This window comes from Arthrobacter sp. Y3224198 (assembly GCF_059090025.1).
Genome location: NZ_JBNHFG010000021.1, coordinates 21,050 through 41,418 on the forward strand (window position 1 = coordinate 21,050; position 20,369 = coordinate 41,418).

General features: G+C 67.2%; 19 protein-coding genes. 11 read left to right on the top strand and 8 right to left on the bottom strand.

Annotated elements, in window-relative coordinates; all coding sequences use genetic code 11:
- Positions 1-92: 92 nt before the first annotated feature.
- The 4 genes from AC5RUF_RS11885 to manA are packed head-to-tail and all read left to right on the top strand — an operon-like array spanning position 93 to position 4,735.
- Positions 93-1,211, top strand: a complete 1,119-nt coding sequence (locus AC5RUF_RS11885) for a 5-(carboxyamino)imidazole ribonucleotide synthase (protein WP_494130722.1) — start codon at positions 93-95, stop codon at positions 1,209-1,211.
- A 3-nt stretch (positions 1,212-1,214) separates the two neighbouring features.
- On the top strand, positions 1,215-1,742 hold the full coding sequence (gene purE / locus AC5RUF_RS11890) for a 5-(carboxyamino)imidazole ribonucleotide mutase (RefSeq protein WP_493997917.1): 528 nt from the start codon (positions 1,215-1,217) through the stop codon (positions 1,740-1,742).
- A gap of 7 nt (positions 1,743-1,749) precedes the next feature.
- Positions 1,750-3,369 (top strand): LCP family protein, encoded by a 1,620-nt coding sequence (locus AC5RUF_RS11895; protein ID WP_493997916.1) that lies wholly within the window; start codon positions 1,750-1,752, stop codon positions 3,367-3,369.
- Positions 3,370-3,418: 49 nt separating this feature from the next.
- Entirely contained in the window at positions 3,419-4,735 is a 1,317-nt protein-coding gene (gene manA / locus AC5RUF_RS11900) for a mannose-6-phosphate isomerase, class I (protein WP_494130707.1), read from the top strand.
- 113 nt (positions 4,736-4,848) lie between these two features.
- On the opposite strand, the gene AC5RUF_RS11905 is transcribed toward manA, so the two are convergent.
- Positions 4,849-5,877: a lipid II:glycine glycyltransferase FemX gene (locus AC5RUF_RS11905; protein ID WP_494130708.1), complete on the bottom strand. Its 1,029-nt coding sequence runs from the start codon at positions 5,875-5,877 to the stop codon at positions 4,849-4,851.
- Positions 5,878-6,004: 127 nt separating this feature from the next.
- Between AC5RUF_RS11905 and AC5RUF_RS11910 the strand changes: the two genes are divergently transcribed.
- Entirely contained in the window at positions 6,005-6,868 is an 864-nt protein-coding gene (locus AC5RUF_RS11910) for a TspO-related membrane protein (protein ID WP_494130709.1), read from the top strand.
- A 111-nt stretch (positions 6,869-6,979) separates the two neighbouring features.
- Here the strand turns inward: AC5RUF_RS11910 and glpX are convergent, their stop codons facing one another.
- Positions 6,980-8,020 (bottom strand): class II fructose-bisphosphatase, encoded by a 1,041-nt coding sequence (glpX, locus tag AC5RUF_RS11915; RefSeq protein WP_493996919.1) that lies wholly within the window; start codon positions 8,018-8,020, stop codon positions 6,980-6,982.
- Positions 8,021-8,176: 156 nt separating this feature from the next.
- On the opposite strand from glpX, the gene AC5RUF_RS11920 reads away from it, so the two are divergent.
- From AC5RUF_RS11920 to AC5RUF_RS11940, 5 genes are all read left to right on the top strand, one after another.
- Complete coding sequence (locus tag AC5RUF_RS11920; RefSeq protein ID WP_494130710.1) at positions 8,177-8,770, top strand: DUF4245 domain-containing protein; 594 nt, start codon at positions 8,177-8,179, stop codon at positions 8,768-8,770.
- Positions 8,771-8,853: 83 nt separating this feature from the next.
- Complete coding sequence (locus AC5RUF_RS11925; RefSeq protein ID WP_493996926.1) at positions 8,854-9,492, top strand: carbonic anhydrase; 639 nt, start codon at positions 8,854-8,856, stop codon at positions 9,490-9,492.
- A gap of 41 nt (positions 9,493-9,533) precedes the next feature.
- Positions 9,534-10,958, top strand: coding sequence for a class II fumarate hydratase (locus tag AC5RUF_RS11930; protein WP_494130711.1), 1,425 nt, complete (start codon positions 9,534-9,536; stop codon positions 10,956-10,958).
- A gap of 132 nt (positions 10,959-11,090) precedes the next feature.
- Positions 11,091-11,792 carry a TetR/AcrR family transcriptional regulator gene (locus AC5RUF_RS11935; protein WP_493996922.1) on the top strand — a complete coding sequence of 234 codons (702 nt, stop codon included), beginning with the start codon at positions 11,091-11,093 and terminating at the stop codon, positions 11,790-11,792.
- Positions 11,789-13,489 (top strand): MDR family MFS transporter, encoded by a 1,701-nt coding sequence (locus AC5RUF_RS11940; RefSeq protein WP_494130712.1) that lies wholly within the window; start codon positions 11,789-11,791, stop codon positions 13,487-13,489. Before AC5RUF_RS11935 ends, AC5RUF_RS11940 begins: the two co-directional genes overlap by 4 nt.
- Before the next feature lie 117 nt (positions 13,490-13,606).
- Here AC5RUF_RS11940 and AC5RUF_RS11945 read toward each other — a convergent pair whose 3' ends face one another.
- The 4 genes from AC5RUF_RS11945 to AC5RUF_RS11960 all read right to left on the bottom strand — a co-directional run bounded on the left by AC5RUF_RS11945 (position 13,607) and on the right by AC5RUF_RS11960 (position 16,935).
- Positions 13,607-14,077, bottom strand: coding sequence for an NUDIX hydrolase (locus AC5RUF_RS11945; protein ID WP_493996924.1), 471 nt, complete (start codon positions 14,075-14,077; stop codon positions 13,607-13,609).
- Between the two features lie 4 nt (positions 14,078-14,081).
- On the bottom strand, positions 14,082-14,606 hold the full coding sequence (locus AC5RUF_RS11950) for a prepilin peptidase (protein WP_494130713.1): 525 nt from the start codon (positions 14,604-14,606) through the stop codon (positions 14,082-14,084).
- A gap of 60 nt (positions 14,607-14,666) precedes the next feature.
- Complete coding sequence (gene phoH2 / locus AC5RUF_RS11955; RefSeq protein ID WP_493998049.1) at positions 14,667-15,989, bottom strand: RNA 5'-3' helicase PhoH2; 1,323 nt, start codon at positions 15,987-15,989, stop codon at positions 14,667-14,669.
- Positions 15,990-16,173: 184 nt separating this feature from the next.
- The gene (locus AC5RUF_RS11960) at positions 16,174-16,935 is read right to left on the bottom strand and encodes an isoprenyl transferase (protein ID WP_493998048.1); all 762 of its coding nucleotides are present in this window, start codon (positions 16,933-16,935) and stop codon (positions 16,174-16,176) included.
- A 175-nt stretch (positions 16,936-17,110) separates the two neighbouring features.
- Between AC5RUF_RS11960 and trhA the strand changes: the two genes are divergently transcribed.
- On the top strand, positions 17,111-17,860 hold the full coding sequence (trhA, locus tag AC5RUF_RS11965; protein ID WP_493998047.1) for a PAQR family membrane homeostasis protein TrhA: 750 nt from the start codon (positions 17,111-17,113) through the stop codon (positions 17,858-17,860).
- On the opposite strand, the gene AC5RUF_RS11970 is transcribed toward trhA, so the two are convergent.
- Together AC5RUF_RS11970 and AC5RUF_RS11975 are read right to left on the bottom strand one after the other, a co-directional pair.
- Positions 17,857-20,010 (bottom strand): thioredoxin domain-containing protein, encoded by a 2,154-nt coding sequence (locus AC5RUF_RS11970; RefSeq protein ID WP_494130714.1) that lies wholly within the window; start codon positions 20,008-20,010, stop codon positions 17,857-17,859. The two genes, trhA and AC5RUF_RS11970, sit on opposite strands and share 4 nt — an antisense overlap.
- Positions 20,011-20,019: 9 nt before the next feature.
- Positions 20,020-20,346, bottom strand: a complete 327-nt coding sequence (locus AC5RUF_RS11975; protein ID WP_493997756.1) for a hypothetical protein — start codon at positions 20,344-20,346, stop codon at positions 20,020-20,022.
- Positions 20,347-20,369 lie beyond the last annotated feature (23 nt).

Consider the following 20,369-nt stretch of genomic DNA (forward strand, 5'->3'; position numbering starts at 1 on the left):
CGTCGCAGAGCGGGAACTACACAGTCGTTCGGTACCCTTAAGGCGTGGATTTTCCAATTATCGGCGTGATAGGCGGCGGCCAGCTCGCCCGGATGATGGCCCCGGCGGCCACCGCACTCGGATTCGAGCTGCGCGTGCTCGCGGAGGGACCCGACGTATCGGCTGTGCCTGCAGTGGCAAACGCCACAGTCGGGGACTACCGGGACCTGCAGGTCCTGGCCGACTTTGCAGCCGGCGTCGACGTGGTGACCTTCGATCACGAGCATGTGCCCGGGGAACACCTGCTGGCCCTGGTCGAGAAGGGCATCAACGTCCAGCCCGGCCCCGCCGCACTCGTCCATGCCCAGGACAAGCTGGTCATGCGGGCCGCCGTGGAGCGGCTCGGACTGCCCAACCCGCGCTGGGCCGCGGTGGACGACGTCGAGGAGCTGACGGCCTTCGGTGACGCCGCCGGGTGGCCTGTGGTCCTGAAAACCCCGCGCGGCGGGTATGACGGCAAGGGCGTGCGTATTGTTGCGGACAGCGCGGCAGCGCGGGAATGTGCGGACTGGTTCGGCGCCGGCCCGCTGCTGGCCGAAGAGAAGGTCCCGTTCACGCGCGAGCTTTCCGCCCTGGTGGCCCGGACCCCCGGCGGCCAGAGCAAGGCCTGGCCCGTGGTCCATTCCATCCAGGTGGACGGCGTGTGCGACGAAGTGATCGCCCCTGCCCAGGACCTGGATCCGGCGGTGGCCGGGGCCGCCGCCGAAGCGGCCCTGCGGCTGGCCGCCGAGCTGGAGGTCACCGGCGTGATGGCTGTGGAAATGTTTGAGACACCGGGCCGCGGCCCGGGCTTCCTGATCAATGAACTGGCCATGCGGCCGCACAACTCGGGGCACTGGACCATGGACGGCTCCCTGACCGGCCAGTTCGAACAGCACCTGCGTGCGGTGCTGGACCTGCCCCTGGGCGACACCGGCCTGCTGGGCGGGGCAACCGTGATGAAGAATTTCCTCGGCGGCCGCAATCCGGACCTTTTCGCCGCCTATCCCCTGGCCCTGGCGGCAGAACCTGCCGTCAAGGTGCATGCCTACGGCAAATCCGTCCGCCCGGGACGTAAGATCGGGCACGTTAACGCCGTCGGCGCCGCCGGCGACCTTCCCGCCCTTCGCCGCAGCGCCGGCCGGGCAGCTGCCATCATCCGTGACGGCAGCGACCCCCTGAAGGAGAACTGAAGCATGCCCCGTGCTACCACGCCGCTGGTCGGCCTCGTTATGGGTTCGGACTCCGACTGGCCGGTCATGGACGCTGCAGCGGCGGCACTGGCCGAATTCGACATTCCCTACGAGGCCGACGTCGTTTCCGCGCACCGGATGCCGGAAGACATGCTGAACTACGGACGGGAAGCCCACCGGCGCGGATTGCGCGTAATCATTGCCGGCGCGGGCGGCGCCGCGCACCTGCCCGGCATGCTGGCCTCCGTGACCCCGCTGCCCGTCATCGGTGTCCCCGTCCCGTTGAAGTACCTGGACGGCATGGATTCCCTGCTCTCCATCGTCCAGATGCCCGCCGGGGTACCCGTGGCAACCGTATCCATCGGAGGCGCACGCAATGCCGGCCTCCTTGCAGTGCGGATGCTGGCCGCCGGGACCGATCCGTTGGCTGCACGGTTGCAACAGCAGCTGATCGACTTCGCTTCCGCCCTGCGACAGACAGCCATGGCCAAGGGCGCAGCCCTGCGCACCACCCTGACCGGTACGGACTAACGGCGAAATGAACCAGCACCAGACCGCCACCGGCAGCAGTATCTATACCGATCCCGTGCGGTATCCGCAGAGCGCCGACTACGGGGTCCGCACCAAGCGCGCCTTCATCCTCCTGCTGCTGACGTTGATCCTGCCCGGTGCCGCCCAGGTGGTTGCCGGCGACCGCCGGCTGGGACGGCGCGCGCTGCGCGTCACTTTCGCCGCGTGGGCGCTGGTGCTGACCGGCCTCGTCCTGGCCTTGACCAACCGGGCGCTGGTCATCAATATCCTCACCCACCGCTGGGCTTCCCTGCTGATCATGGTGGCCCTGATCCTGCTGGCCGTCGGGTGGGCGCTGCTGTTCCTCAATACCCTGCGCATCATCCGCCCCCCGCTCCTGCAGCGGAACGTCCGGCCTGTCGTGGCAGGTGCCCTGGCCCTGCTGATGGTGCTCACCAGCGGAAGCCTTGCCTACGGCGCCTACCTGATGAACGTCAGCCGGCATGCCTTCGGATCCATCTTCGCCTCCGGACCTTCACTGGACCCGGTGGACGGACGCTACAACTTCCTGCTGATGGGCGGCGACGCCGGCGCGGACCGCACCGGACTGAGGCCCGACAGCATTTCCCTGTTCAGCGTCGACGCCAAGTCCGGCCACACGGCGGTCTTCAGCATCCCCCGCAACTTCCAGAACGCGCAGTTCCCCACCGATTCGCCGCTTTACGACATCTATCCCGACGGGTACAACTGCGGCGACGAATGCATCATCAACAGCCTCTACCAGACGGTCACGGAGAACTACGCGGACCTTTACCCCGATGCCGCCGACCCCGGTGCAGAGGCCATGATGGATGCCGTCAGCGGCAGCCTGGGCCTCGAAGTGCAGGCATACGTCATCGTGGACATGGGCGGCTTCGAACGGCTGGTTGACGCCATGGGCGGCGTCACGATCAACTCCGGCGGCTGGGTCCCGATCACCGCGGGGGAAATCCCCGGCACCAACAGGCACTACCCGCCGGACGGCTGGATTCCGCCGGGAACCCAGACCCTGGACGGCTATCACGCCCTCTGGTACGCCCGGTCGAGGGAGTTCGTCACCGACTACCACCGGATCGCCCGGCAGCAGTGTGTCCAGCAGGCCATGGTGGCGCAGATGGATCCTGCCACCCTGCTGACCCGTTTCCAGGCCATTGCCGCAGCCGGCGAAGAGATTGTCATCACCGACCTGCCGCAGGACCAGCTGGGCAGCTTCGTTGACCTCGCCTTGAAGGCAAAGGGCCAGCCGATGGACCGGATGACCATCGGCCCGCCGGACTTTGGCACGGCGGCGGACAACTTCGTTACCTACCCGGACTTCAACCTGATCCGGGCCCGGGTCCAGGACCTGCTGTCCGGAGCCGAGGCTGCGCCGGAAGCCCCTGCGGAAGAGCCGGCACCGGACGGTGCCGTCCCGGATCCGGGCACGGAGACCGGTGCGGAAACCGGTGAAACGGAGGGCGAAGCGGCGGACGGCACCTCCATCACCGGCGCCCCGGAGACCGAGGAAACGGAAATCACCGTCGAGTACCTGCAGTACCTGGCCGAAATCCAGGACGACGCTACCTTGGGTACGCTCCTGAACAACAACGGTGAGTGCAGCCCCGGATAGACCGCGGCCGTGCTTTGCCTCCGACCCCTCCTGCAGCCGAAAGAGACCCATGTACCTGCTCCGGAACACCCTTCGACCCTATGCATGGGGATCGACGACGGCCATGGCCGAACTGTTTGGGTACGAGCCCTCCGGTGACCCCGAAGCTGAACTCTGGATCGGTGCGCATCCCGGAGCACCCTCAGCGCTGGTACCGCCCGTGGCCGGGGCCCGGACCCTCGATGAGCTGATCGCTGCGGACCCGGAAACCGTCCTCGGCGCCCGGACGTGTGCACGCTTCGGCGGCGAACTGCCGTTTCTGGCCAAGATCCTGGCGGCCGGCTCTCCCCTCTCCCTCCAGGTCCACCCCACGCCGGCACAGGCACGGGCCGGCTACGCAGCCGAAGAAGAGGCGGGCGTGGACCGCGCAGCGCGGGAGCGCAACTACAAGGACGAAAACTCCAAGCCGGAAATGATCCTGGCGCTGACCCCCTTCGAAGCGCTGTGCGGCTTCCGCGACCCCGCGGAGTCTGCCGACATCTTCCGGTCCGTCCGCCAGGCGATCACGGCCTCCGGCCGCCCGGTGCCGGAACTGCTGGATTGGATCGTTGCGGAACTGTCCTCCGGACATCCCGCTCCCGAGCGGCTGCAGTCGGTGTTCCGGACCTTGATCAACGACGGCGGGCCGGTACGCCGGGCCGTGGAGACGGCAGCCTCCGTGACGGTCTCTTCCGAGGACCGGTTCGCCCGGGAGCTGGCCACGCTCGCCGAGCTGAACGGTTTTTACCCCGGCGATCCCGGCGTGCTGATTTCGCTCCTGCTCAACCGGGTCTCCCTGCAGCCCGGCGAAGCGGTGTACCTGCCCGCCGGCAATGTGCACGCCTACCTCAGCGGCTTGGGCGTGGAGGTCATGGCGGCATCGGACAATGTCCTGCGCGGCGGCCTGACGCCAAAGCACGTGGACGTTCCGGAATTGCTCAAGACAGTGGATTTCCGGCCGCTTGGTGTCCCGGAGCTGACATCCGAGCACACGGGCGCGGGGCAGGAAGTGTTCCGGCCGCCCTTTGAGGAGTTCCAGCTCCAGCGGCTGGAGCCCGTGCAGGGCCCGGAGACCGACGCCGCTGGGCCGGCCGAGGTCCCGGTGCTGCAGAACGGGCCGGCCGTGGTGATCGTTGTCCGCGGCACTGTTGCCCTGTCCTCCCCCGCCGGCAGCCTGGTGCTCGAGGCAGGCCAAAGCGCCTTCCTCACCGCCGCTGACGCGCCGGCCACCGTCCGCCTGGCCTCGGACGCGGCCCAGCACGACGACGGGGCCCTGGCGTTTGCCGTCACCGTGGGCTCGGACCTGGAACGGGACGATGAGGCGCCCCGCCTGGACGTCCCGGTCTGAGTCCGGCATCGCGCCAGGGCTGACCGGCCCTGGTGTTGGCGGCGCTGGCCCGGCGTCGGCGTGCACATCTGCGGTAGCGGCGCACGCCGGGCCTTAGCGGCGCAGGCGAGGCCCTAGCGGTGCAGGCGCCCCTTCAGGGATGCGACGACGGCGCGGGCCTTGCGCATTCCCGTCTTGGCCAGCGGCAGCGCCGTGGCAAAGAGCGGATAGAGCGGTGACAGCGGCTTGTCCCAGGTGCCCGTCAGCTGGTCCTCGTGTTTGGCCCAGCCCATCTTGAACTTGGACACCCCGTCGTTGAGCAGTCCGTTGAAGTCGTACCGGGTAATCCCCCGCTCCTTCATGTCCGTGATGGCATGCCATTTCAGCGCGTAATTGGCGCGCAGGCGCTCCCCTTCCTCGGTCATGCCGCCGTACAGCTCGAACGAGGTGTAGTCGCTCGTGGAGAGCCAGAGAAAAGCCACCACGTCGTCCCCGCTGAATGCCGCGTAGACCGGGGAATCCTCGCCGAGGTTGTCGAAGATATCCAGGTAGTAGGCGTCCTCGTGGATGCCGAAGTCCGCCCGGCGGGCGGTGAGCTTGTAGACCTCCAGGCATTTGGCGATCTCATCGCGGCTGACCCGGCGGTAGGCCAGGTCCTCGCGGCCGGACTTGCGGATGTATTGGCGGTGCTTTTTGCTCATGTCCCCGGACAGGTCCTCGAGGCTGCGCCGCAGGTCCAGGATCAGGGTCCGGCCGATGAGGATGGTGTTTTCGCTCCGGCGGAACCCAAGTCCGGGCAGCCCGGCCGCCAGCGTGCCATCGTCGTCCCAGTCCGGCTCAATGGACAGCGCGACGGCGCAGTGCGCGGTCTTGACGTACCCGCTCACGGCATCGAGGACGTCCAGTTCCCGGCCCGGTTCCCCCTGCGGCCCGCGCGGGATGTACGCCAGCGCCCGGAAGGGGAAGGGCAGTGCGCGCAGGAGCACCTGCGCACAGCCCACCACGGCGCCGGCGTCGTCACTCACCAGTACGCGGTCCACGCTCCAGCCATGCTCTGCCTTGGTCTTGCCCCAGCCCCACAGCTGCTGCGGGTGCCCCCGGAAGCGGTTGACGGTTTCATTCCAGGAAGCAGCATCGGAGCAGGGGGTAACGCGCAGTGTCATGTCTTCCAGACTACTTGTCGGCGCGGCCCGGCCGCGAAACGGCCCCTGCCTGCGGCCTGGCACCGGTACGGTACGTGCTGCCCGGGCGGGCTTGCCCTGCCGTGCCGGGTCCTTGTTAGGCTCGACCATGGTCCCTTCCTCATCCAGCCACCGGTCCGGAACCCCCTCGCGGACATCAAACCCGCGCGCCGACCTTGCCCGGCGGATCACCGTCACCGTCTGCTTTCTCGTGTGCATTGCCGGCTCCATGATCGGTGTCGGAGTTTTCGGCGGCACCCCCATAGCCGAGGCAGCCGGCGGAGCCTTGAGTGCTGATGCGACATATCTGGCTCCGGCAAGTTCCGCGTTCTCCATCTGGTCTGTGATTTACACCGGCCTCGGCCTCTTTACCGTTTACCAGTGGTTCCCCTCGCAGCGGGGCTCGGAGCGCCAGCGTTCCCTGGGCTGGCTGGTCGCGGCGTCGCTGCTGCTGAATGCCGCCTGGATCCTCTCCGTACAGGCCGGTTCGGTGATCCTGAGCGTGGTGGTGATTGTGGCGCTGCTGGCCGTACTGGCCGAATGTTTCCGGCGCTACGCCGTCCGGCACCGCCCGGACGGGTCCGGCCGCCGGGCCGAGTGGGTGGCGGTGGACGGCACCCTGGGGCTCTACCTGGGCTGGGTGTGCGTGGCGACCGCCGCGAACACTGCCTCGGCGCTGACCTCCGAGGGATTCCGCGGTTTCGGCATTGCTCCGGCGGCCTGGGCAGCCGTGGTCCTGGCCGTGGCCGCCGCCGTCGGAACCGGCCTTGCCGTGGCCGGCCGGGGCAGGCTGGTGCCTGCCGCCTCCCTGGCCTGGGGGCTGGCCTGGATCGCCGTCTCCCGCGTCAACGGCGGCCTCGAATCCGTGCCCACCGCCGTGGCCGCAGTCATCGCGGCCGTGATCGTCGTGGCAGCCACGCTTTTCATCCGCTTCCGTACCGTGCCGTCCGGCCGCCCTGCCCTGCAGGTTTGAACGCCGGCAGGGCATAACGCCCGGACGGCCGCCCCTGACCCATAAAAAAGTCCCCGCAGGTGATCCTGCGGGGACTTTTGTGCCGCCGTCGAAAACGGCAGGCGTTACGGCTTAGTTGGAGCGGGCGTAGGACTCCCACTTGTGTGCCTGGTGCTCGCCGTCAACCACCCGGATGGTACCGGACTTGGAGCGCATCACGATGGACTGGGTCAGGACGCGGTCCTTCTTGTAGCGCACTCCGCGCAGCAGGTCGCCGTCGGTGATGCCCGTGGCGGCGAAGTAGCAATTGTCACTGGTCACCAGGTCATTGGTGGACAGCACCCGGTCCAGGTCATGGCCGGCGTCGATGGCCTTCTGCTTTTCATCATCCGAAGTGGGCCACAGCCGGCCCTGGATAACGCCGCCGAGCGTCTTGACCGCGCACGCCGCAACAATGCCTTCGGGCGTGCCGCCGATGCCCATCAGGGCGTCGACGTCGGTGCCTTCACGGGCTGCGGCAATGGCACCGGCAACGTCGCCGTCGAGGATGATCTTGGTCCGGGCGCCTGCATCCCGGATCTCCTGGATCAGCGGCTTGTGCCGGTCGCGGTCCAAAATGGTGACGTTAAGCTGGTTGATCTTCTTGCCCTTGGCCTTGGCAATGAGGTGCAGGTTCTGCTTGACGGGCAGGCGGAGGTCCACCATGTCCGCGGCCTCGGGTCCGGTCACCAGCTTCTCCATGTAGAACACTGCGGACGGGTCGAACATGGTGCCGCGTTCGGCAACGGCCAGCACGGCCAGGGCGTTGTTGATGCCCAGGGCCGTCAGCCGGGTTCCGTCGATCGGGTCGACGGCGACGTCGCACTCCGCCCCGCTGCCGTCGCCCACGTTTTCGCCGTTGTACAGCATGGGAGCTTCGTCCTTCTCACCCTCGCCGATCACCACTACGCCGTTGAAGTGGACCGTTGAGATGAGCGAACGCATGGCATCCACTGCTGCGCCGTCGGCGGCGTTCTTGTCCCCGAAGCCCACCCAGTGGCCGCCGGCAATGGCGGCCGCCTCGGTGACCCGGACAAGCTCCAGGGCCAGGTTCCGGTCCGGCTCGGAGTCGCCTACTGCCAATGCAGGGGAAAGTGTTGAGTACTGGGCACCTTTGGACACGTCAAACCTCATCTTCGAAATTCCGATGTAAACCGTCTGCGGACACCCGTTGGAGCAGATGACCTTTGTCCGATCATAGTCGGAGTGGCATTTGCCACCACCCCGGTGCCGGCCGCGCCGTTGCTTTGCGGAGTAGGAGTTCGGCGGCGCATAAGAGATTATGGAGGGGTGAGTGAAACGCAGCCCGAACCCCAGCGGACCGATGACGCCGTAACACCGGTCCTGACAACCAAACAGGCCAAGCGCGCCAATGCCACGGTGATGGGCATGCTCATCGCCACGGGCCTTACGCTCGCACTGTGCCTGGTGCCGGTGCTGCTGAACCCCGCCCCCAAGATGCAGGCCCGCAACGTGGACGTGGCCGCGGCCGCCAACCAGGCTGCAGGGGACGCCGGTTACGCTCCGCTGGACCCCGATCTTCCCGACGGCTGGACCGCCAACTATGCCCGCTGGAACACCGGAAGCAATGACGGCGTACCCACTTGGGAAGTGGGATATGTCACGCCGGAGACCGAATTCATTGCGCTGACCGAGACCAACGCGGCCAACCCCACCTGGGTCTACCAGACCACCGGAGACGCGGCCGTGGCCGGGGAGCGGCAGGCCGGCGGCGTGACTTGGGAACTGCGTGATTCCTCCAGCGGCAAGGCGTCGATGGTCGCCGAGATCGAAGGACTCACGGTGGTGCTTACCGGCTCCGGCGAGCTCAGCGAATTCGACGTTTTGGCCGAGCACGTGGTGCAGGACATCCGCGGCAACTGACGCCCCGGGCCGCGTAACGGCCAAGGCGCCTGCCCCGCCAAAGGAGTAACCTCGGAAGCGTGGAAACAGCGACCGAAAAGATCATGACCCCCGCCCAGGCCTGGGAGCGACTGCGCGAAGGCAACGAGCGATTTGTTGCCGGCACCTCAAACCACCCCAACCAGGATGCGCCGCGGCGCAGTTCCCTGGTGGAGGGCCAGAATCCGTTTGCCGTGATTTTCGGCTGCTCGGATTCCCGCCTGGCCGCCGAGATCATCTTCGACCTCGGCCTCGGTGACGCATTTGTGGTCCGCACCGCCGGGCAGGTCATCGATGATGCAGTGCTGGGTTCACTGGAGTACAGCGTCGGCACCTTGAATGTTCCCCTGATCGTGGTGCTCGGCCACGACAGCTGCGGCGCAGTGACAGCCGCCAAGGAAGCCGTTGACACCGGCGAAACCCCCACCGGATACGTCCGGTCACTGGTGGAGCGGATCACCCCGTCAGTGCTCGCCTCGCACCGCAAGAACCTGTTTGAAGTCAATGACATGGTGGTGGAGCACACCCGGCAGACCGCCGGGCGCCTGGTGGAAAGCTCGCGCGTTATTTCCGATGCCGTGGAAGACGGCCGGGTGGCCGTGATCGGCCTTTCCTACCGGCTCGCCGAGGGACGGGCGGACCTGGTGTCCGGCTTCGGCGCCCTGGAGCACCCGGCCGTGCTCCGCTCTGCGCTGCCCAAGTAGCAGTTTCTACTGCGGTGCCTTCGGAGATTAGGCTTGGGGGCATGACTTCTGACACCTCCGATTACCGCATCGAACACGACACCATGGGTGAGGTCCGGGTTCCGGCCTCCGCCCTCTACCGCGCCCAGACCCAGCGCGCGGTCGAGAACTTCCCCATTTCCGGCACCACGCTGGAAGCCTCGCACATCGAAGCGCTCGCCCGGATCAAGAAGGCCGCCGCAACCGCGAATGCCGAACTGGGAGTGCTCGACGAAGAGCGCGCCCGGGCCATTGAGAAGGCCGCCGACGCCGTTGCCGGCGGTACCTACAATGACCAGTTCCCGATCGACATCTTCCAGACCGGTTCCGGCACCTCCTCGAACATGAACACCAACGAGGTCCTGGCCGAGCTGGCGACCCGGGCGCTGAAGGACGCCGGCAGCGAGACCACGGTCCACCCCAATGACCACGTGAATGCCTCGCAGTCCTCCAACGATGTCTTCCCCACGTCGGTGCACGTGGCTGCCACCTCGGCACTGCTGAACAACCTGATCCCGGCCCTCGAGCACCTTGCCGTCTCCCTGGAGCGCAAAGCCGAGGAGTTCAAGGACGTAGTCAAGTCCGGCCGTACGCACCTGATGGACGCCACCCCGGTCACCCTGGGCCAGGAATTCGGCGGTTATGCGGCCCAGGTGCGCTACGGCATCGAGCGCGTACAGGCCTCGCTCCCCCGCGTGGCCGAGGTCCCGCTGGGCGGCACCGCCGTCGGCACCGGCATCAACACCCCCGCCGGTTTCCCGCAGCGCGTCATCGAACTGCTGGCCCAGGACACCGGCCTGCCACTGACCGAGGCACGGGACCACTTCGAAGCCCAGGCCAACCGCGACGCCCTGGTTGAGGTGTCCGGCATGCTGCGCACCATCGCCGTGTCCTTCTCCAAGATCGCCAACGACCTGCGCTGGATGGGCTCCGGCCCCAATACCGGTCTGGGCGAAATCGCCATTCCGGACCTGCAGCCGGGCTCCTCGATCATGCCGGGCAAGGTCAACCCCGTCATTTCCGAGGCCGTCCTCCAGGTGGCCGCCCAGGTGGTGGGCAACGACGCCGCCGTGGCCTGGGCCGGTACCTTCGGCTACTTCGAACTCAACGTGGGCATCCCGGTCATCGCCGCCAACCTGCTGGAGTCCATCCGCCTGCTGGCGAACTCCTCCCGCGTCATGGCAGACAAGATGATCGACGGCATCGAAGCCAACGTGGAGCGCGCCCGCTACCTTGCCGAGGCTTCCCCGTCCATCGTGACCCCGCTGAACAAGTTCATCGGTTACGAAAACGCGGCCAAGATCGCCAAGTACTCCGTCAAGGAGGGCAAGACCATCCGCCAGGCCGTCGAGGACCTCGGCTACCTGGAGCGCGGTGAGCTGACCGAGGACCAGCTGGACAAGGCCCTGGATGTCCTCTCCATGACGAAGCCGCCGCAGGCCAAGTAGGAGCAGGCCAAGTAGGAGCAGGCCGGCCCCCGCACCGCCGGAGGCAGCACGACGCACAGTGAGGGCGTCCGGATTCGTCCGGACGCCCTCACGCATTTGCACACACAGTGCCGCAGTGCAAAACTTTACTTTGTGAGTGATAGTGCAAATGAACCTGCGGGCTGCGGCCTGCGCGAACGCAAGCGCAGGGCCACCCGGGCCGCCATTTCCGCTGCAGCCCGTACCCTGACGGCGGCACGCGGGGTCAACGGCTTTACGGTGGAACAGCTCTGCGAGCAGGTCGGCATCTCCCGGCGCACGTTCTTCAACTATTTCTCCGCCAAGGAAGACGCCATCCTCGGCGCTCCCGCCGACGACATCCCGGAAGATCTGGCCCGGCGTTTCACTGCCGGCGGCGCCGGGTCCTGTCCCGGAGAACCTTTCGCCACCCTGGTACCGGCCTTCGTGGACCTGGCCACGGCGATGGTCGAGCGGATGGCCATGTCCCGCAGCGACATGGCCATGCTCAAGGACGCGATCAGCGCCGAACCGCGGCTCCTCCAAAAGGCCATGCACACCTCCCAGGAAGCTGACGCCGCATTCGCCGGAATGATCGCGGCCCGGGAGGGACTGCCGCCGGAGGATCCGCGCGTGACCGCAGCCGTGGCGGTGTTCAGCGCCATGGTCCAGCACGCCGGTTTGGTGTTCTTCGATCCGGAGAACACCGCCTCCTACCGGAGCATCCTCGCCGGACAGGTGAACGCTGCTTTGGAAGTCTTCGCCTCGGCGCAGCCCGTGAACCCGGATGCCGCCTCCGACTCTCCCACCCCCGCCACAACCAAGGACACCGAATGACAACCACTGCTAAAGGCGCCTCCGGGCCGCTTTTGCTGACCCAGAGACGCATCTGGATCATTTTCTCCGCACTGATCGCGGGCATGCTGCTCTCCAGCCTGGACCAGACCATCGTCTCCACCGCCATGCCCACCATCGTGGGCGAACTCGGCGGCGTGGAGCACCAGACCTGGATCACCACCGCGTACCTGCTGGCCACCACCATCGTGATGCCCGTCTACGGCAAGTTCGGTGACGTGCTGGGCCGGCGGAACCTTTTCCTGTTCGCGATCGCCCTGTTTACGGCAGCCTCCGTGGGCTGCGCCTTTGCCACGGATTTCTGGGGTTTCGTGATTTTCCGTGCCATCCAGGGCCTGGGCGGCGGCGGTCTGATGATCCTCTCGCAGGCGATCATCGCCGACATTGTCCCGGCTAACCAGCGCGGCAAGTACCTCGGCCCGCTGGGCGGTATTTTCGGTCTCTCCGCCGTAGCCGGCCCGCTGCTCGGCGGCTTCTTCGTGGACCACCTCACCTGGCAGTGGGCGTTCTACATCAACATCCCGATCGGCATCATTGCCTTCCTGATCGCTTTCTTCACCCTGACCCTCCCCGGCAAGAAGGCACAGAAGCGGATTGACATCGGCGGCGTGCTCTTCCTGTCCATCGCCACCACCTGCCTGATCTTCTTCACCGACTTCGGCGGCCGTGACGATTACGGCTGGACGGATCCCCTCACGCTGGGCTTTGGTGCGGGGATGCTGGCCGCCGCCCTGATCTTCGTGATGGTCGAGCGGCGGGTGGAGGACCCGATCATCCCGCTCAGCCTGTTCCGGAACCCCATTTTCGTCAACAGCACGGCCATCGGCTTCACCTTGGGCATGGGCATGTTCGCCGCCCTCGCCTTTGTCCCCACGTTCCTGCAGATGTCCACCGGTACCTCCGCGGCCGTCTCCGGCCTGCTGATGCTGCCCATGATGGTGGGCATGATGGGCACGTCCATCTACTCCGGCCTGGCGATCACCAAGACCGGAAAGTACAAGAAGTACCCCATCATGGGTGCCGTGCTGGTGATTGCGGCAATGCTGTGGATGACCACGCTCTCGGCCGACACCCCGGTATGGGTGATCTGCGCGCAGCTGTTCGTTTTCGGCGCCGGCCTGGGCTACATCATGCAGGTAGTGGTGCTGGTGGTGCAGAACTCGGTCCCGGTGGACCAGATCGGCACCGCCACCTCCAGCAACAACTACTTCCGCGAGGTCGGTGCTTCCCTGGGCGTGGCGATCTTCGGCGCCATGTTCACCTCGAGGCTTTCCGAGAACCTGACGGGCGTCTTCCGCCAGGCCGGCTTCGACCCGGCGGCTGCCGGGCAGGCCACCGCCACCCTCGAACCGTCCTCCCTCGAGGCCCTGCCGGAGCCGGTACGGGACGGAATCGTCACGGCCTACGCCGATTCCCTGGCACCGGTCTTCTGGTACCTGATCCCGTTCCTGGTTATCGCCCTGGTCCTGGCCTTCTTCCTGAAGCAGATCCCGCTCTCCGACGTGGCCGGCATGGTGGCACGCGGCGAGGCCGTCGGCGGGGCCGAAGCCGACCGGCTTGAAGCCGAGCGGCTGGCGGCACTGAGTGGAACAGCCCGCTCCGACACGCCGGAGGCCGGACATCCGCCCCTGGACAACAGCAGCGGAACGGACGACGACGCCGCAGACACCCGCCGGTAGCCACCGGACGGCGCTGATGAAGGAGCCCGCCTGCAGCATTGCTGCGGGCGGGCTCCTTTTGCACCCACTGTTCATCCGCGGTTTTGTCCGCCGGCGTCCGGAGCGGCTGTCCTGCGCTCAGCGCTCGAAGACGGGCACGCCGTCGGACGATAAGGCCAGATCGATCAGCATGCGGTGACGCTCACTGAGCGGAGGCAGGTCATCCAGGGAATACCAGCCCACAGCGGTGGACTCGTCGTCGTTCACCCGTGCGGTTCCGGAGACATACCGGCAGCTGAAGGCCAGATTCAGGAAGGAACAGACATCGCCGTTGGGAAAGGTGACCGGACCGTGCGCCCCGACGTGGATCAGGTGCTCGATTTCGGCCCGGATGCCGGCTTCCTCCTCGACTTCCCGCAGCGCGCCCGGACCGGCTTCTTCGCCGGGCTCCAGCATGCCGGTAATCAGGGCCCACCGGCCGTTGTCTGAGCGGCGTCCCAGCAGCACCTGCCCCTCGGAGTTGAACACGACGGCGGTGACCCCGGGAAGCCAAAGCGGATCGTGTCCGATCCGTTCGCGCAGGGACAGGACAAAATCAGGCGTAGGCATGCTTCTACTGTAGGGCCGGCAGCAGCATGGCCGCGGCCGCCCCCAGGAGCATAAACGGCCCGAAGGGCAGGGTGGACGACGCCGTGCCGCGCCGGAAGACGATCAGTCCAAGCCCCCACAGGCCGCCGCCGACAAACGCGGCCACCGTTCCCGCCAGCACGTGCCCGGCGCCGAGGAAACCCAGGTACAGCCCCAGCAGGCCGGCCAGCTTCACGTCGCCGAAGCCCATTCCGGCCGGATTGAGCAGGCGCAGCAGGAAGTACCCCGTCCACAGCCCGACGGCGCCCAGCACTGCACCGGTGATCCGGCCCGGCTCCCCTGCAGCCAGCGCCGCCCCGGACAGCAGGACCCCTGCCACCGGGTAGGAGGGAAGCACCAACGCGTCGGGCAGCCGCCGGGTCCGGATGTCGGCGGCGGCCAGCCGGACGGCCGCCACGGCATACCAGGCCAAGGCCAGGGCAAGGAGCCAGCCGGCCGCCATACCGCCGGGCGCAGTGCCGTCCCAGTACGCCGCCATCATCCCCGCCATGGCCCCACCGTAGCCCGGCCGGGGCCAGGCCGGCGGGCATGGCCCCCGCCTGTGGAGAAGTCAGCCGATTTCGCCCTCTTCCAGCAGTTCGGTCACCAGCGCCGCAATCGGCGAGCGCTCCGACCGGGTGAGTGTGATGTGGCCAAAGAGCGGATGCCCCTTGAGGGTTTCCACCACGGCGGCAACCCCGTCGTGACGGCCCACCCGCAGGTTGTCCCGCTGCGCAACGTCGTGGGTCAGGACAACCTTGGAGTTCTGCCCGATCCGGGACAGCACGGTCAGCAGCACATTCTTCTCGAGCGACTGCGCCTCGTCCACGATCACAAATGAGTCATGCAGGGAACGGCCCCGGATATGGGTCAGCGGCAGCACCTCCAACATGCCCCGGTCCAGCACCTCTTCCACCACCTCCGGGGAGACCACGGCTTCCAAGGTGTCGAACACCGCCTGCCCCCACGGGCCCATCTTTTCCGACTCGGTGCCGGGCAGGTAACCGAGTTCCTGCCCGCCCACGGCATAGAGGGGCCGGAAGACCACCACCTTCCGGTGTTCCCTGCGCTCGAGCACCGCTTCCAGCCCCGCACAGAGGGCGAGGGCGGATTTACCCGTGCCGGCCCTGCCTCCCAGCGAGACAATGCCGACGTCGCGGTCCATCAGCAGGTCTATGGCCAGCCGCTGCTCCGCCGAGCGGCCGTGGAGGCCGAAGACGTCCCGGTCTCCGCGTACCAGCCGCACCCGCTTATCCGCACCCACGCGTCCCAGCGCCGACGCGCGTCCGGCCATCAGTACCAGGCCGGTACGTACCGGCAGCTCGGCTGCTTCGGGGAGGAACAGTGCCTGGTGGTCATACAGCAGGGCCATGTCCGCGTCTGAAATCTCCAGTTCCGCCACGCCGGTCCACCCGGTGTCGCGGACCAGTCCGTTCCGGTACTCATCGGCTTCCAGTCCCATGGCCGAGGCCTTGACCCGCATCGGCAGGTCCTTGGACACCACAGTGACGTTGCGGCCCTCGTCGGCAAGGCTCTTGGCCACGGCCAGGATCCGGCTGTCATTGTCGCTGCCCCGGATTCCTGCCGGAAGGACATCAGTGGAGATGTGGTTCAGCTCCACCCGGAGCATCCCGCCGCCGGTACCCAGCGGTATGGGCGACCCCAGTCCGCCGTGCTGCACCCGCAACTCGTCAAGCAGCCGCAGGGCGTTCCGTGCGAAGTATCCCAGTTCCGGGTCCTGGCGTTTGTGCTCCAGTTCGGTGATGACCACCAGCGGGAGGATTACCTCATGTTCCGCGAAACGCAGGATGGCACGCGGGTCGGAGAGCAATACCGAGGTATCCAATACGAAACTGGCCCGTTCGCCGGCCTGAGGGACTTGTTCAACTGCCACTCCGGACTCCCGTCAGGGGCCGCCCCTAAGACAGGAAGGCAAAGGCCCCGGTTGCTGGAACTGTTCCGATTTTCTCACCGGCGCTGCCGCCGGATAGCACCAACGTACGCCCGGCCCGACCCGTACCGCAGCAGGACACGGCCCGCCCTTCTCCGGAGCGCGGGTTTCGGGAGGGTCAGGAGAGTCAGGAACCGAAGCGGCGCTGCCTGTTGGCGTAGTCCCGCAGTGCACGCAGGAAGTCCACCCGCCGGAAATCCGGCCATAGCGCTTCACAGAAGTAGAACTCGCTATAGGCGCTCTGCCACATCAGGAACCCGGAGAGGCGCTGCTCCCCGGAGGTGCGGATCACCAGCTCCGGGTCCGGCTGGCCCCGCGTGTACAGGTACTCGGATATCCTCGCCGCACTGATTTCCTCCGTGACCCTGGCAATGTCCTTGCCCTCGGCCTCGGCGTCCCGCAGCAGCTCCTTGACGGCGTCCACAATCTCCCGGCGTCCACCGTACCCAATGGCCACATTCACGTGGAGGCCGTCGGCGCCGCCCGTGCGGTCCCCCAGTTCGGCGAGCTTCTTAGCCAGTCCGGCCGGGAGGATCTCCAGCGCCCCGACGGGACGGACCCGCAGGTTCTCTTCCTCGCAAAGCCGGTCAAGGAGGTTGCCGATAATGTCCAGCAGCGGTTCAAGCTCATCCGCGTCCCGGTTAAGGTTGTCGGTAGAGAGCATGTACAAGGTGACCCGTCGGATCCCGAGCTCCCGGCACCACCCGAGGAACTCAAGGATCTTGTCCGCCCCGGCCTGGTGTCCGTCGCTGGTGGGTGCGCCGGCAAGCCTGGCCCACCTTCGGTTCCCGTCCACCATTACCCCGATGTGTTCGGGCAGCTTGGCCCCGCTGAGGGACCGGCGGAGTTTACGCTCGTAGTAGGCGTAGACAATACCGGGGAATTTCATAGCTTGCCTCACCTGCCAGGGATCCGGATCGGAACAGAAACGGGACTGCGTCTGCCCCAAAGTCGAAAAAATCTTCTCCTAGGCTACCGCTAGCGGCACTGCCCCCAGCGCCAAACGCCCCCGGCTGCTAGTTACGGAAGCGTAAGTTACCGGAACGTAGGTTAGAATTTCCGTTATGGATTCGTCACCATCCGCCGAGCAGGCCGCCGGCATTCCCGCCCAGCACGACCCCGAGTCCCGGACGGCGCCGGGACCGCTGGAAAGCGCCGTCGAAGCCGTCGCCGAAGAACTTGAAATCAAGCCCCGTCTCCGCGGCTGGCTGCATGCGGGGGCTGCGCCGCTGGCGCTGGCCGCCGGCATTGTGCTTGTGGTCCTCGCACCGACCACCGGCACCCGGATCGCGTCGGCCGTATATGCCCTGACCGGGGTGCTGCTGTTCGGAACCAGCGCGGTCTACCACCGCGGCAATTGGTCGCCCAAGGTGAAAAAGGTGCTTAAGCGCCTGGACCACACCAACATCATGCTGGTCATTGCCGGTTCCTACACTCCCCTGGCCTGGTCCATGCTGCCGCGCGGCAGTGCCGTAACGCTGCTCTGGATCATCTGGACCGGGGCCGTCCTCGGCGTGGCTTTCCGGCTGTTGTGGCTCAACGCCCCCCGGTGGCTGTACACCCCCGTGTACATTGCCCTGGGCTGCGCCGCGCTGTTCTACATTCCGGACTTCTACGGGACCAATCCTGCTGCGGCAGTGCTGATCTGCGTTGGCGGAGCCATGTACATCACCGGAGCGGTTGTCTACGCCATGAAGAAGCCGAACCCGTCCGTGGACTGGTTCGGCTTCCACGAGATCTTCCACGCGTTTACGCTGGCCGGTTTTGCCTGCCACTATGTCGCCATCATGCTGGCGGTCCTGGCCGCCGCCTAGGATGCGAACTGGGCTGTGAGCTCCTGGGGATCGGAGACCGGCCGGTTGCAGACCATGCCCCGGCACAGGTAGGCCATCGCTGAGCCTTCCGGCGCGGGCCGGTCCCGAAGCAGCGGCACGGCAGGTTCGGCGCCTTCCGTGCCCGTTGTACGGAAAGCGGTGACGACGGCGGGGCCGCCAGCGGTCCTGCCGGCCCGCAGCAGCCGCCGGACCAGATCCGCGTCGTCCCCCGTGACGGCCAGTTCCCGTGGTCCTTCCAGTACCTGCACCAGGACCGACAGCGCCCAGCCTCCGGCCCGCGGCGCCCGTACCCCTACAAGCTGCACGTGGGCCAGCAGCGCTTCCGCGAGGGCACGGTGCCGGGTGGAGCCGGAATAAGCGGCGTAGGTGACCAGCACGCCGGCAAAAAGTGCCGTGCCGCTCGGCGTGGGACCGTCCAGCGGATCGGCGGCGGACACCGACCCTTGTGCGGCGGCTAGCTGCCCGGTCCGAACCGCCGTGTCCTGCAGCACGCCGTCGGCAATGAACCGGCGCTCGGCGGCCAGGACCAGTTCCTCGGCCGCGAGGTACCACTGCTCCTCCCCGGTGGCGGCAAACAGCGCAAACAGTCCCTCAGCGGCGCCGGCGTAATCCTCCAGCAACCCCTCAATTCCCTGCGCCTCGCCGTTGTGGGATACCCGCAGAAGGATCCCGTCGCGGTAGTGGACGCGCAGCAGGTACGCCGCGGCATCCTTCGCCAGGCCCAGCAGGAGGGCGCCGGAGGCGTTGCCGCCGCCCGGCTCGGAACCGTTCTCCGCTGCGGCGTCTTCCAATGCCAGAGCCGCATCGGCCAGGCCGGCGACGGCCAGTCCGTTCCAGCCCGCCACTACTTTGTCGTCCCGCTCCGGCTGCGGACGCCGGTCACGGGCGGCCAGCAGTGCCGGACGCCAGCGCAGCCACAGCTGTTCCTGCCCGTCTTCCAGGCTGCGCCCGAAGTGCAGCGTGGACCCGCCTTCGGGCATACGTCCGGTCTCCAGGTCCAACAGCGCCGTTACGGCATCCGCGTCCGGTCCGGCTCCTGCGGAGGCCAGGACGGCCCGAAGCTCCTCAGCCGTCCAGACGTAGGTGGCACCTTCGCGGCGCCGGCCGTCCACCAGTGTGTCGGCGTCGAGCGAAGAGGCAAACCCCCCGCCGTCGACCAGGAGCCGCTTGGCCAGCCACTGCCCGGTATCTTCAGCCACCTGCAGGGCGAGCCTGCGTTGCCCGGCCGTGGCGGCGGAACGGCTCCAATGCGCATACAGCCTCAGCAGCTGGGCGTTGTCGTAAAGCATTTTCTCGAAATGCGGCACGGACCAGGCCCGGTCAACGGTGTACCGGGCAAACCCGCCCTCCAACTGGTCATACAGTGCGCTGCGGGCCATCGTTTCGAGGGTGCGGTCGGCGAGGCCTGCCGCCGTTCCCGCGTTCGGCCCGCCGGACGTGCCGTAGGCAAGCAGGAACCGCAGCAGCGGCGACGGCGGGAACTTGGGCGCTCCTCCCAGCCCGCCGAAGCGGGTGTCCTCCTGCTCGGCCACCGCATCCACGGCGGCGGGCAGCACCCCGGCAGACAGCGTGCCGGCTGCCGCCGGGGCGGAAAGGTCCAGGGCACCGACCAGCCGCCGGTTGCCGTCCTGGGCGGAGGCCAGGTGCGCCGCTATCTGGGCGGCGCTGGCTTCTACTTCCTGCGGTCGGTCGCGCCATGCGGTGGACACCGCTTCGAGGACCTGCCGGAAGGAGGGAACACCCTGCAGCTGCTGCGGCGGGAAATAAGTGCCGGCGTAGAAGGTGCGCCCGTCCGGAAGGGTGAAGACGCTCATGGGCCAGCCGCCCTGCCCGGTCAGCGCCTGGGTGGCGGCCATGTAGACGGCGTCGACGTCCGGGCGCTCTTCCCGGTCCACCTTTACCGGGACAAAGTGCTCGTTGACGTAGGCCGCGGTGGGTCCGTCTTCAAAGGACTCGTGCGCCATGACATGGCACCAGTGGCAGGCGGCGTAGCCCACCGAGATAAAGACCGGCACATTCCGGCGCCGGGCTTCGGCGAAGGCATCCTCGCCGAAGGGCCACCAGTCCACCGGGTTGTCGGCGTGCTGGCGCAAATACGCTGATGCCTGGTCCCTGAGCCTGGTGGCCATGTCTGTGTCCTACCTCGGGTTGTCTCCGGCGCCGGGCTCCGTGCCCGGTGCGCCCTTCGAAAGTCCGGCCGCCGTATCCGCAGAGGGTGCGGCGCCGGCGGTATTGTCTTCTCCGCGGGCAGCTTCGCTGCGGGCCGCCAGGGCCTGCTCGCGGTAGCGGACGCGGCGGATGCGCTTGGTCATGTCGCGGATCAGGAAAATGATCGCGATCACCAGGAAAAGCGTGACAATAAAGCCCAGCGTGCCCGGTGTAACATCCTTCGGATCCACCCCCGGCGCGAGGGTTTCTTCAGGTGCCGGAGTGACGGCAAGAGGCAGGCTGTACAGGAAGTTCACGGTATATCTCTCTCTAAGCCGGT